The organism is Streptomyces sp. NBC_01320, assembly GCF_035974375.1.
Classification (GTDB): Bacteria; Actinomycetota; Actinomycetes; order Streptomycetales; family Streptomycetaceae; genus Streptomyces; species Streptomyces yanii.
In genome coordinates, this window is the sequence record NZ_CP108390.1 from 4,165,846 (window position 1) to 4,178,443 (window position 12,598).

Annotated in this window: 11 protein-coding genes; 3 read left to right on the plus strand and 8 right to left on the minus strand. The window is 69.7% G+C overall.

Translation table 11 applies throughout. The features are described 5' to 3' along the window. Window positions 1-118 precede the first annotated feature (118 nt). Window positions 119-1,288: a trypsin-like serine peptidase gene (locus tag OG395_RS18835; RefSeq protein WP_327244010.1), complete on the plus strand. Its 1,170-nt coding sequence runs from the start codon at window positions 119-121 to the stop codon at window positions 1,286-1,288. A 78-nt stretch (window positions 1,289-1,366) separates the two neighbouring features. On the opposite strand, the gene hflX is transcribed toward OG395_RS18835, so the two are convergent. The 6 genes from hflX to miaA all read right to left on the minus strand — a co-directional run bounded on the left by hflX (window position 1,367) and on the right by miaA (window position 9,341). Beyond that, window positions 1,367-2,887, minus strand: a complete 1,521-nt coding sequence (gene hflX, locus OG395_RS18840; protein ID WP_327244011.1) for a GTPase HflX — start codon at window positions 2,885-2,887, stop codon at window positions 1,367-1,369. A gap of 144 nt (window positions 2,888-3,031) precedes the next feature. Next, the gene (locus OG395_RS18845) at window positions 3,032-4,486 is read right to left on the minus strand and encodes a M1 family metallopeptidase (RefSeq protein ID WP_327244012.1); all 1,455 of its coding nucleotides are present in this window, start codon (window positions 4,484-4,486) and stop codon (window positions 3,032-3,034) included. A 99-nt stretch (window positions 4,487-4,585) separates the two neighbouring features. Beyond that, window positions 4,586-6,739 carry a RelA/SpoT family protein gene (locus tag OG395_RS18850; RefSeq protein WP_327244013.1) on the minus strand — a complete coding sequence of 718 codons (2,154 nt, stop codon included), beginning with the start codon at window positions 6,737-6,739 and terminating at the stop codon, window positions 4,586-4,588. Window positions 6,740-6,880: 141 nt separating this feature from the next. After that, complete coding sequence (gene dapF, locus OG395_RS18855; protein ID WP_327244014.1) at window positions 6,881-7,753, minus strand: diaminopimelate epimerase; 873 nt, start codon at window positions 7,751-7,753, stop codon at window positions 6,881-6,883. Window positions 7,754-7,857: 104 nt separating this feature from the next. Continuing rightward, window positions 7,858-8,295, minus strand: coding sequence for a hypothetical protein (locus OG395_RS18860; RefSeq protein ID WP_327249379.1), 438 nt, complete (start codon window positions 8,293-8,295; stop codon window positions 7,858-7,860). A gap of 107 nt (window positions 8,296-8,402) precedes the next feature. Then, window positions 8,403-9,341: a tRNA (adenosine(37)-N6)-dimethylallyltransferase MiaA gene (miaA, locus tag OG395_RS18865; protein ID WP_327244015.1), complete on the minus strand. Its 939-nt coding sequence runs from the start codon at window positions 9,339-9,341 to the stop codon at window positions 8,403-8,405. Between the two features lie 234 nt (window positions 9,342-9,575). On the opposite strand from miaA, the gene OG395_RS18870 reads away from it, so the two are divergent. Continuing rightward, a complete protein-coding gene (locus OG395_RS18870; RefSeq protein WP_327244016.1) occupies window positions 9,576-9,818 on the plus strand; it encodes a hypothetical protein in 243 nt (80 codons plus the stop codon). A 23-nt stretch (window positions 9,819-9,841) separates the two neighbouring features. Next, window positions 9,842-10,081 carry an antitoxin gene (locus OG395_RS18875; protein WP_327244017.1) on the plus strand — a complete coding sequence of 80 codons (240 nt, stop codon included), beginning with the start codon at window positions 9,842-9,844 and terminating at the stop codon, window positions 10,079-10,081. A 118-nt stretch (window positions 10,082-10,199) separates the two neighbouring features. Here OG395_RS18875 and OG395_RS18880 read toward each other — a convergent pair whose 3' ends face one another. Further along, entirely contained in the window at window positions 10,200-10,919 is a 720-nt protein-coding gene (locus OG395_RS18880; protein WP_327244018.1) for a class III extradiol dioxygenase subunit B-like domain-containing protein, read from the minus strand. Between the two features lie 111 nt (window positions 10,920-11,030). After that, window positions 11,031-12,533 (minus strand): tRNA (N6-isopentenyl adenosine(37)-C2)-methylthiotransferase MiaB, encoded by a 1,503-nt coding sequence (miaB, locus tag OG395_RS18885; RefSeq protein ID WP_266990422.1) that lies wholly within the window; start codon window positions 12,531-12,533, stop codon window positions 11,031-11,033. Window positions 12,534-12,598 lie beyond the last annotated feature (65 nt).

Below are 12,598 nucleotides of genomic sequence, written 5' to 3' on the forward strand. Positions count from 1 at the left end.
GCGGAAAGCATCCGCCGGACCGTCATAGGGTGGGCCTGCATCTCGGGGTGGCCATCGGCCCGGCGCCTAACATGACACGTTCATGGCATTTTCTGAGTGTTTCAGGGGGAAATTTTCCATGCGATCCATACGTCCACTGCTCGTCGCGACCGGCCTCGTCGCCGCTCTCGCGTTGACGGCCACAGCATGTGGTCCGAGCGAGGACAAGGCGGCCGACAAGCCCGCCGCCGAATCCGCCGGTGGCAACGGCACCGGCGGCGGCATATCCGCCGATCTGGCCGAGACGCTCAAGAAGCACGGCGTCGACCCGGAGAAGTGGAAGAACGGCGAGTGGAAGAACTGGGACAAGGACACGTGGCTGCGTGAGGCCAAGGACTTCGTCAACCCGGTGATCGACGGGCTGTGGAAGCCCGAGCGGATGAAGTCCGCCAAGGACCCGGCGAAGACGATGGCGGCCAGTGACTTCTCCGGCGACCAGGGCGTCACGGACCCGGAGCCCGCACCGGTCAAGGCAGAGCCCGAGGACCTCCCGTACCACGAGCATGCCGCCCCGGTCGGCAAGGTGTTCTTCGACTCCCCCGAGGGGTCCATGGTCTGCTCGGGCACGGTCGTCAAGGACCCGAAGAACCCGGGCAGGTCCAACCTGGTGTGGACGGCCGGACACTGTGTTCACGCCGGTTCCAAGGGTGGCTGGTACCGCAACATCGTCTTCGTTCCCGCCTACAACGACAAGGGCAAGTCCGCCGCCGCTCTGGAGAACGCCCGCCCCGAGGAGATCGCTCCGTACGGCGCGTACTGGGCCGACTGGGTCACAACCTCCGGTGAATGGATCGCCAATGGCGGCCCCACAGGCGGCGAGGGCGCTCCTTACGACTACTCCGTGCTGCACGTGAAGCCGGAAAGCGGCACCAAGTCGCTTGAGGAGACCGTGGGGAACGCCCTGCCGGTCAACTTCGACGCCCCCGAGATCTCGCAAATCAGCGCCATGGGCGCCTGGGGCTACCCCGCCGCCGCCCCGTACGACGGTCTGATCATGCACAAGTGCATCGACCGCCCCGGCCGGCTCTCCATCAGCCCCAGCACCCCGACGATGTACCGCATCGGCTGCACCATGACCGGCGGTTCCTCCGGTGGCGGCTGGTTCAGTGAAGGCTCCGACGGCAAGCCGGCGCTGGTCTCCAACACCTCCATCGGCCCGGCGACTGCGGGCTGGCTCGCAGGACCCCACCTGGGCCGGGGCGCGCAGGAGATCTTCAACATGATGAGCGACAAGTTCGCCGGCCGATAGTCACGGTCCGGTTCACACCCGAAGACCCGCTCCCTCACGACGAGGGGGCGGGCCTTCGGTCCGTACTGTGTCGTGCTGTCAGTGCGCCACGGGCACGAACGGCGCAAGGTCCGCGGCCAGTTCCTCGTGCACCCGCGCCTTGAGGAGGGTGCCCTCCGAGGTGTGTTCCTCAGAGATCACTTCGCCGTCGGCGTGCGCCCGGGAGATGAGTCCGCCGTGCGTGTACGGCACGAGTGCCTCGATCTCGACCGACGGCCGGGGCAGTTCGGCATCGATGAGCGCGAGCAGCTCGTCGATTCCGGCCCCGGTCCGCGCCGAGACGGCGATGGCGTGCTTCTCGTTCCGCAGCAGACGCTGGAGGACCAGCGGGTCGGTCGCATCCGCCTTGTTGATCACCACGACCTCGGGCACGTCCAGCGCACCCACTTCGCGGATCACTTCGCGCACCGCGGCGAGCTGCTCCTCGGGCACCGGGTGCGAGCCGTCCACCACGTGCAGGATCAGGTCGGACTCGCCGACCTCCTCCATCGTGGAGCGGAACGCCTCGACGAGGTGGTGCGGAAGATGCCGAACGAACCCGACGGTGTCGGCCAGGGTGTAGAGCCGGCCGGTCGGCGTCTCGGCCCGGCGCACGGTCGGGTCGAGTGTGGCGAAGAGTGCGTTCTCCACCAAGACGCCCGCACCGGTCAGCCGGTTGAGCAGCGACGACTTGCCCGCGTTGGTGTAACCGGCAATGGCGACCGAGGGCACCTTGTTGCGCTTGCGCTCCTGCCGCTTGATCTCGCGGCCGGTCTTCATCTCCGCGATCTCCCGGCGCATCTTCGCCATCTTCTCGCGGATCCGGCGCCGGTCCGTTTCGATCTTGGTCTCACCGGGACCACGGGTGGCCATGCCGCCACCGCCGCTGGAACCGCCGCCGCCCATCTGACGGGAGAGCGACTGCCCCCAACCGCGCAGGCGCGGCAGCATGTACTGCATCTGTGCCAGCGAGACCTGTGCCTTGCCCTCTCGGGACTTCGCGTGCTGGGCGAAGATGTCGAGGATCAGGGCGGTCCTGTCGACCACCTTGACCTTGACCACGTCCTCCAGATGGATCAGCTGGCCGGGGCTGAGCTCACCGTCGCAGACGACGGTGTCGGCTCCTGATTCGAGGACGATGTCACGCAGCTCCAGCGCCTTGCCCGAGCCGATGTAGGTGGCCGGGTCGGGCTTGTCGCGCCGCTGGAAGACGGCGTCCAGCACCTGAGCACCCGCCGTCTCGGCCAGCGCCGCCAGTTCCGCGAGGGAGTTCTCGGCGTCCTGCACGGTCCCCGAGGTCCAGACGCCGACCAGCACCACACGCTCCAGGCGCAGCTGCCGGTACTCGACCTCGGTGACGTCCTCAAGCTCTGTGGAGAGGCCCGCCACACGCCGCAGTGCCGCACGCTCGGAGCGGTCGAACTGCTCGCCGTCCCGCTCTCCGTCGATCTCGTGGCTCCAGGCGACGTCCTCTTCCATCAGGGCGTCGGCCCGAAGGCTTTCGGTGAGGCTCTCGGTGACGTTCTCCGTGGCACTCTGCGCATTCTGCGCGTCCTGGGGAAGGGAAGAAGAGGAGGTCATTGGATCCTTACGTCGATGGAAGTCCGTTACGTCAGTCACAACGCGTGACCTGTCCGGAAGATTCCCGCTCGGGAGAATCTCCGGTCCGGCTGCCGCGGCGACCCGTCGATAGTGGCACGGCCCGGACGGCCCCGTCACCCGGGTTTACCGGTGTCCGGCGGGATGCGTGCTGCGCCAGTCCGGGTGCCCGGGCATCGACGGGGTCTTCTCGCTGTACAGCCAGCCGTCGAAGAATGCGGTCAGGTCGCGTCCCGCAATCTCTGACGCCAGCCGGACGAAGTCCGCCGTGGTGGCGGTGGAGTCCCGGTGCTTCCTCACCCAGCGGCGTTCCAGCCGGCCGAAGGCGCTCTTGCCGATCTCCTGTCGCAGCGCGTAGAGGACCAGCGCGCTGCCGTCGTACACCACGGGCCGGAAGAGGCTGATCTTCTGTCCCGGCGAGGGTGCGGAGGGACGGGCCGGCGGGCCTCCGACTGCGCGCCAGCCGTCGGACAGGATGTAGGCGTCACGCATCCGGTTCACCAGCGACTTCTTGGCGTGCTCCTCCGCGTAGCGGGCCTCGTACCAGCTGGCATGTCCTTCGCTGAGCCAGAGATCGGACCAGGCCTGCGGGGAGACGCTGTCGCCGAACCAGTGGTGGGCCAGCTCATGAACCATGAGCGAGTCGACGTACCACTGGGGATATGCCTTGTTGGTGAACAGGGTCCGTTCGAAGAGCGTCAGTGTCTGGGTCTCCAGTTCGAAACCGGTCTCCGTGTCGGCGACCAGCAGTCCGTACGTCTCGAAGGGGTAGCGGCCGACCTGGCGCTCCATCCACTTGAGCTGTCCGGGCGTCTTCTTGAGCCAGGGCTCCAGGCGGGCGGCGTCCGCGGTCGGCACCACATCACGAATCGGCAGCCCGTGCGGCCCCGTCCGCTTCCGGACGGTCGAGTGCCCGATGGAGACCTGGGCCAGTTCGGTGGCCATGGGGTGCTCGGTCCGATACGTCCAGGTGGTCGAGGCGCCGTGCCGGACCGTGCCGACGGGCAGGCCGTTGGCCACCGCCGTCAGGTCCTTGGGGGCAGTGACCCGGAATGTGAAGTAGGCCTTGTCGGAGGGGTGGTCATTGCTGGGGAAGACCCGGTGCGCGGCGTCGGCCTGGTTGGCCATGGCCAGGCCGTCGGAGGTGCGCAGCCAGCCGCCGCTGTCCTGGTCGCCACTGGGGTCGCTGGTGTGCCGGACGGTGATCCGGAGCGGCACTCCGGCGGGCAGCGTGCCGAGGGGCTCGACGACAAGGTCCTCGCCCGTGACGGCGAAGTCGGCGCGCAGGCCGTTGACCGCGACGGAACGGACGGTGCCGCGGGTGAAGTCGAGGTTGATCCGGTCCAGCGGCTCGGTGGTCCGCGCGTCGATCGTGGTGACGGCGTCCAGGGGTTTGCTGTTGTTGCCGTGGTAGGTGAATCCGATGTCGTACGAGAGGACGTCGTACCCCGGGTTGCCGAGGGTGGGGAAGAGTGAATCCCCGATGCCGAGCGGCACGGGCGAGGGCAGGGTGGCGGCAACGAGGGTGGCCGATGCGGTGGCCAGCAGGGCGGCCCGCAGGCGGCGGGGGATGAACGGCATGGACTACGGCTACCAGCGACCCGCGCGGGTACGGGCGCGGCACGCGCCGCGCCACTCGAACGAGGTCGCCGGGACAGCTGGGCGCCGCGGACGACTGGTTCAGACGGCGGCGGCCGGGTGCTGGGCGCGGTTCACGTCGTACACCCCCGGTACGTCCCGCATCGCGCGCATCAGTGCGGGCAGTCCGGCTGCGTCCGGGAGCTGCAGGGTGTAGGTGTGCCGAACACGTTGTTCGCTGGGCGGTTCCACGGTGGCGTAGATGATCGCCGCATCCGCCGACGCGATGGCCTCGGTGAGATCGGCGAGCAGCCCTGGCCGGCCGAAGGACTCAGCGACCAGGGTGACCCGGCATTCCGCCGTGTCGCCCCAGCCCACCGTGACGGGCGTCCGGCCCCCTGCCTGCATCCGGGCCACCCCGGGACACTCTCGCCGGTGCACGGTGACGACGCCGCCGCGCACGGTGAATCCGGTGACGTCGTCGGGCGGTACGGGGGTACAGCAGCCTGCGAGCCGTACGGTGGCGTCCGGCATGTCCACGACGACGGTCGCGGCGCGGCGTGCGGCCCGGTTGACTCCGGCGTCCGACAGGTCCGCCGACTGCCGCTCGGGCCTGCGGCCCGCGGGCTGGCTGCCGTACGTCCCCTCCGCACCCTCCGGGTGGGCGTCGAGCCACCCGGTGATGGCGATGCGCGCGGCGGGCGTACGGGCGTGGTCGAGCCAGTCCGGTGAGGGACCGGAGGCGGCGTCCTCGGCGAGCAGCAGCTGCACGGTGTCCCCGTCGCTGAGCACGGTGGAGAGCGTGGCGAGCCGACCGTTGACCCGGGCCCCGATACAGCTGTGGGCCTCGTCGCCGTACTGCGCGTAGGCGGCGTCGACGCAACTGGCGCCGGCGGGGAGTCCGAGCGTGCCGCCATCGGTGCGGAAGACCGTGATCTCGCGGTCCTCGGCGAGGTCGGCGCGGAGGGTGGTCCAGAAGGTGTCCGGGTCGGGGGCGGACTGCTGCCAGGCGAGGAGCCGGGAGAGCCAGCCGGGCCGCGTCGGGTCGGCGCGCTCACCGTCCGCGGGTTCGGCCTGCGGCAGCGCGGGGGTGCCGTCCGCGGTGTAGGGGTTGCCGAGGGCGATCACGCCCGCCTCGGCGACCTTGTGCATCCGATGGGTACGGATGAGGACTTCCGCGACCGCGCCCTCCGCGCCCACCACAGCCGTGTGCAGTGACTGGTACAGGTTGAATTTGGGAGCCGCGATGAAATCCTTGAACTCGGAGATCACGGGGGTGAAGCAGGTGTGGAGCTCGCCGAGGACGGCATAGCAGTCGGCGTCCTCGCCGACGAGCACGAGCAGCCGCCCGAAGTCGGTGCCGCGCAGCTCTCCGCGTTTGATCCTGACGCGGTGCACGGAGACGTAATGGCGGGGCCTGATGAGGACTTCTGCGGGGATGTCGGCGTCCCGCAGCACGGTTCTGACGTTCTCGGCGATGACGGACAGGAGGTCGCCGGTGGCGCCCGGGGAGCCGGATTCCGGTGCCGAGGCCGCGGCGATCAGCACCCGGGTGTGTGCGTACTCCTCGGGATGGAGGATCGCGAAGACAAGATCCTCCAGCTCGGTCTTGAGTGCCTGCACCCCGAGCCGTTCGGCGAGCGGGATCAGCACGTCGCGGGTGACCCTGGCGATCCTCGCCTGTTTTTCCGGGCGCATCACCCCGAGGGTGCGCATGTTGTGCAGCCGGTCGGCAAGCTTGATCGACATGACCCGGACGTCGTCCCCGGTGGCGACCAGCATCTTGCGGAACGTCTCGGGTTCGGCCGCCGCCCCGTAGTCGACCTTCTCCAGTTTGGTGACGCCGTCGACGAGGTAGCAGACCTCGTCGCCGAACTGTTCCCGGACCTGATCGAGGGTCACCTCGGTGTCCTCGACCGTGTCGTGGAGCAGCGAAGCGGTCAGTGTCGTGGTCTCGGCCCCGAGCTCGGCGAGGATCAGCGTGACCGCGAGCGGGTGCGTGATGTAGGGCTCGCCGCTCTTGCGCATCTGCCCCCGGTGGGAGGACTCCGCCAGGACGTAGGCCTTGTGGAGGATGGTGAGATCGGCGTCCGGGTAGTGGGCCCGGTGGGCCTCGGCGACGTGACCGATCGCGTCGGGCAGCCGGTCACGGGAGACCGGTCCGAGCACGGCGACGCGGCCGAGCCTGCGGAGATCGATCCGGGGGCGGCCTCGTCTGCGGATGGGAGCACCTGGGTTGGTGGCCTCTGCGCTCATGGGGCACCTCCGGCAAACGTCGACCGGCGGTGGGGAGGTGCGGACGCGCCTCCGGGCCGGTGCTTGATGCTACCGACCCCACCACGTGGCGGAGTCCGGCTCTCGCTCAGCGTGAACCGGATCACCCATTCGAGCGAGGCTCTAGCCGGTCACCGTTTCGAGCCAGGCCGGATCGATCTTGCCCTCGGCGACGATGACGGCGGCTCCGGTCATCTCGATCTCGCCGTCCGGCCGCTCGGTGATCACAAGGGTGCCGCCCGGCAGGTCGACGGTGTACGTGACCGGGGTACCGCTCTCCGCGGGGTCCGCGCCGTCCCTGCGGGCGGCGGCGACGGCCACGGCGCAGGCGCCGGTGCCACAGGAGCGGGTCTCGCCGGAACCGCGCTCGTGGACCCGCATCGCCACATGGCGCGGTCCGCGGTCCACGACGAACTCGATGTTGACGCCGTCGGGGTAAACGGCGGCAGGGCTGAACGGCGGTACGGAGCGCAGCTCGCCCGCGTGTGCCAGGTCGTCGACGAAGGCCACCGCGTGCGGGTTGCCCATGTTGACGTTGCGCGCGTCCCAGCTGCGGCCGTCCACGGTGACCGTGACGCCGTCCTCGGGGAGCAGGGCGCGCCCCATGGAGACCGTGATGTCGCCGCCCTTGGCAAGGTGGACCTTCTTCACGCCGCCGCGGGTGGCGACCGCGAGGTCGCCCTCCTCGACCAGGCCGGCGCGCTGCAGATAGTGGGCGAAGACCCGCACGCCGTTGCCGCACATCTCGGCGATCGAGCCGTCGGCATTGCGGTAGTCCATGAACCACTCGGCGTCGGCCGCCATGGTCCGCGCCTCGGGGTGTGCGGCGGACCGGACGACGTGCAGCAGCCCGTCACCGCCGATACCGGCCCGCCGGTCGCAGAGCCGGGCGACGACGGATGCGGGCAGGTCGACGGCGTTGTCCGGGTCGGGAACGATCACAAAGTCGTTCTCGGTGCCATGGCCCTTGAGGAAGGCGATCTGCGGGGTGCTCACAGGGCAACTGTACGAGGCCGCGCCGACAGCGGACGAAGCCGGGCCGGACGGTGGACGGGCGCGGCGGGGGCCAGATGACGGGCGGGCCGGGCGCGAGCCCGGACTCAGCGCAGTCGCGCCACGCGCCAGATGGCCAGCGCGACCAGTGCGCCGCACACGGCCATGTACAGGGCGATCACGCGCCAGTCGGGGCGCTCCCCCGAGCCCCGGGGCGGCAGGCCCGGCCAGGTGTGGCCGACACGGCGGGCGGCCATCATCCCCCAGCCCGCCGCGCAGCAGCTGATCAGCAGACCGAGCATGGCGACGACGGCGCCCCCGTCGCCGAACTCGAAGGCGAGCGGGAAGGCGAACATCAGCGAACCGACCGCGGCAAGCATGACGATCGGAGCGAGCTGCCAGATCCTCAGACGGCGCACGGGCCGCAGCTCGACCTCGACCTCGGGGGTCACCTGGGGCTCGTCGGGCCCGTCAGGGCTCAGGCGTCCCGCCTCGTGCTGCGTGTCCGGTGCGTCTTGTTCTGTGTCGCGAGGGCCGGCCTCCATCGCCACGCGCCCTCCCAACTCGGACTCCACTGGTCGATCGATGCTCGATGATGGCACGCTCCCGGTCGCCTTAATGACGGGCAGGGCTTCCCGATGCCATCACGTGATCAGGCTGTAACCGCTCGTTCGACCAACGCCAGCGCCTGGTGCAGGAGTTCCCCGCGGTGCTCCGCGGCGCCGCTCAGCCACTGGACGCGGGGGTCGCGGCGGAACCAGGAGTCCTGACGCCGCGCGAAGCGTTTGGTGGCGCGGACCGTCTCGGCGCGCGCCTCGCCCTCCGTGCACTCGTTGGCCAGTGCGGCAAGCACCTGCTGATAGCCGAGCGCACGGGAGGCGGTGCGCCCCTCACGCAGACCGCAGGCCTCCAGAGTCCGCACCTCGTCCACGAGCCCTGCCTCCCACATCCGGTCGACCCGGAGGGCGATGCGTTCGTCGAGTTCGGGGCGGGCCACGTCGACGCCGATCTGGACCGCGTCGTAGACCGCTTCGTTACCCGGGAGGTTGGCTGTGAAGGGCTTGCCGGTGATCTCGATGACTTCGAGGGCCCGGACGATGCGGCGGCCGTTGCTCGGCAGGATGGCGCGGCCCGCCTCGGGGTCTGCGGCGGCGAGCCTGCCGTGCAGTGCCCCTGAGCCGTGATCCGCCAGTTCCTGTTCCAGTCTGGCGCGTACGCCGGGGTCCGTGCCGGGGAATTCCAGTGCGTCGATCGCACCCTTCACGTACAGCCCGGAGCCGCCGACCAGAACCGGGGTCCGGCCCTCGGCGAGCAGCCGGTCGATCTCGGCGCGGGCCAGCCGCTGGTACTCGGCGACGCTGGCCGTCTCGGTCACGTCCCAGATGTCCAGCAGTCGGTGGGGTACGGATCCGCGCTCGGCGAGCGTCAGCTTCGCGGTGCCGATATCCATCCCCCGGTAGAGCTGCATGGAGTCGGCATTGACCACTTCGCCACCGAGCTGCTGGGCCAGGAATACCCCCAGATCGGACTTTCCGGCTGCAGTGGGACCGACGACGGCGATGACCCGCGGTGCGGGAGATGGACTACTCACTGCCCCAGTCTCGCAAATCTCCAGACCTCTCCCCGAACGAGTTACGTGACGGCACGAAGCCGGAGTCGTTTGCTGTTCCGAGGTTTCGCGCGCCGGTTCGGACCGGCCCCCGCCCGGCAGGCGGTCGGACGACCGAAGGCCCGACGAGGGCTGACGGACGAGGGCCCGAGTGGCGCAATGAGACGCTCCGGGCGGCGCGGAATTTCGATCGCACGAGTAAAATATGGAGCAAATATGGGCGTTTTTTCATGGTTTCGCCGTTCCTCCTGCGGAGCGGTCGAGGCGTCGGCCGAGGAAGCCGTCGCGCCGCCGACGGACGAGGCTTCCCAGGCCGCCGCTTCGGCCTCGTCCGGGGCGACGGTGGACGAGTCGGTGACGTCCACCGTGTCGGAGTCCTCCGATGGCGTGGAAATCCCGAAGCAGCAGTCGGCCGACGAAGCGGCGGACAACGAGACCGGAGAGAACGCCCACACATAGTCCCCCAGCAGGGAAGGTGTCCGATGGGCTTCATGGACAGTCTGAAGGCCAAGCTGAGTCCGGCGAAGGACAAGGTCGGCGGCCTCGCGCAGCAGCACGGGGACAAGATCGACCATGGGATCGACAAGGCCGCACGAACAGTCGATCAAAAGACAAAGGGCAAGTACAGCGACAAGATCGAGTCCGGCTCGCAGAAGGCCAAGGGTGCGATTGACCGTTTGTCCCACATGGGCGAGGGCGGTACGCCGCCGCCGACTTCCTGACCTCGGCACCTCGACCTGTTCACGGTGGACGGCCGTGGAGCGGCATCGCTCCGCGGCCGTCACGTGCGTGCGCCGCCCGGAACTCTCCGAACCGGTCCGAAACCGACAGGATCCGGTCTCAGGACCAGGTGGCGACCATGTATCCGACGCCGTACGGAGCGTCCTCGTAGAGCAGCCGCCCGCTCAGCCCGGCTCCTTCCGCCGCACCCGCCAGCACCTGCCACGGCGCCCGGCCCGCCACCTTCAGTTCGTACGCCAGCGACTCGTCCAGCGCACGCAGCACGGCGAGGTCCGCGGCGCCCAGGGCCCGTGACACCTCCGTGTCGAACGAGAGGGCACGCTCGTCCAGATAGCCGGGGGCCTTGACTGTGCGGCAGGCGCTGCCGTCGCCCATCACCAGCATGGCCACGCGGCGGGCCCTGGTCGCCAGCTCCCGTCCGGAGCTCGCGCAGAGCCCGGCTTCGAGCGTCTCCCCCACGCCGAGACCCTCGATCGGCGCGTCCGCCCACTTCGCCCGGGCAAGGAGCCACGCGCCGACCGAGAGGGACGGCGGAAGCGGGCGCTCCGCCGTAGCCCCGGGGGCTCCCCCGAGCCCGAGCCGGACGTCGAGATCGACGCCGAAGCCCTGGAAGGAGCCCCGGGCCCCCTCGGGATGCGGCCCCCGGCCATCGGGATCCGCGGGCCCGATCACGATCAGCAGGTCGGGGCGGGCCGCGGCGAGCACACCAAGGGCGTCGATGCACGCGGTCCTCGCGGCTCGGAGCTCGGGCGCGGCTCCGGCGGCGACCTCGGGTACCAGCACGGGCGGACAGGGGCAGACAGCTGCGGCGACAAGCATGCTGGGCAGCGTACTGCGTCAGCCGATTCCGCCTGTTTCCCCGCCCCCTCCGGCCACGGGTCCACGACCCGGCCTACCGGCCGCGGGTCCGTGCCGCCTTCTCCTGCGAGGTCAGTCGCACCCGCAGCCGGGAGCCGCCGCGGGCGGCAGCGGCGCCGGGGCGCCGATGCCGGGCAGCCCCAGCATCACTCCGGCCGGCTTGGCGGCCTCGGCGACGGTGCGCCTCTCCCAGGCGTCCCCGGACCGGGTCCGCCTCACGCCAAGCGGAGCGCCCTCGGCAAGCAGGTGGTGCGGGGCGGCGTAGGTGATCTCGACCGTCACCACATCGCCGGGGCGCACGTCCTCCTCCGGCTTGGTGAAGTGGACCAGACGGTTGTCGGGAGCACGGCCGGAGAGACGGTGTGTGGCACCGTCCTTACGGCCCTCGCCCTCAGCGACCATGATCTCCAGGGTGCGGCCGACCTGCTTCTTGTTCTCGTCCCAGGAGATCTCCTCCTGGAGGGCGGACAGGCGCATGTACCGCTCCTGGACGACCTCCTTCGGGATCTGCCCCTCCATGTCGGCAGCCGGGGTTCCGGGCCGCTTGGAGTACTGGAAGGTGAAGGCGTTGGCGAAGCGCGCCTGGCGGACCGCGTGCATGGTCTGCTCGAAGTCCTCCTCCGTCTCGCCGGGGAAGCCCACGATGATGTCGGTGGAGATGGCGGCGTCCGGCATCGCGGCGCGTACCTTCTCGATGATGCCGAGGAACCGCTCCTGCCGGTACGAGCGCCGCATCGCCTTCAGGATCGTGTCCGAACCCGACTGCATCGGCATGTGCAACTGCGGCATCACGTTCGGTGTCTCGGCCATCGCCGCGATCACGTCGTCGGTGAAGTCGCGGGGGTGCGGCGAAGTGAAGCGGACCCGCTCCAGGCCCTCGATCTTCCCGCAGGCGCGCAGCAGCTTGGAGAAGGCCTCGCGGTCGCCGATGTCGGAGCCGTACGCGTTCACGTTCTGGCCGAGCAGGGTGATCTCGGAGACTCCCTCGGCGACCAGTGCCTCGATCTCGGCCAGGATGTCGCCGGTGCGACGATCCTTCTCCTTGCCGCGCAGCGCCGGGACGATGCAGAAGGTACAGGTGTTGTTACAGCCGACGGAGATGGAGACCCACGCGGCGTAGGCGGACTCGCGGCGGGTGGGGAGGGTGGAGGGGAAGGCCTCCAGGGATTCGGCGATCTCGATCTGCGCCTCCTCCTGGATACGGGCGCGCTCCAGAAGCACCGGCAGCTTGCCGATGTTGTGCGTTCCGAAGACGACGTCGACCCATGGGGCCCGCTGGACGATCGTGTCGCGGTCCTTCTGCGCCAGACAGCCACCGACCGCGATCTGCATCCCGGGCCGCTTCGTCTTCATCGGGGCAAGCCGGCCGAGATTGCCGTAGAGCTTGTTGTCCGCGTTCTCCCGCACCGCGCAGGTGTTGAAGACGACGACATCGGCGTCACCGTCGGCGCCCTCGGGCGCACGTACGTACCCCGCGCCCTCCAGCAGCCCCGACAGCCGCTCGGAGTCGTGGACGTTCATCTGGCACCCGTAGGTGCGCACCTCGTACGTTTTCAAACCCTCTACCTCGCTCATCTCGTCCACCAGGGTACGAGGTCGTACGGACACCCCGGGCCCCTCTTCCACAGGACCGGCCCTGG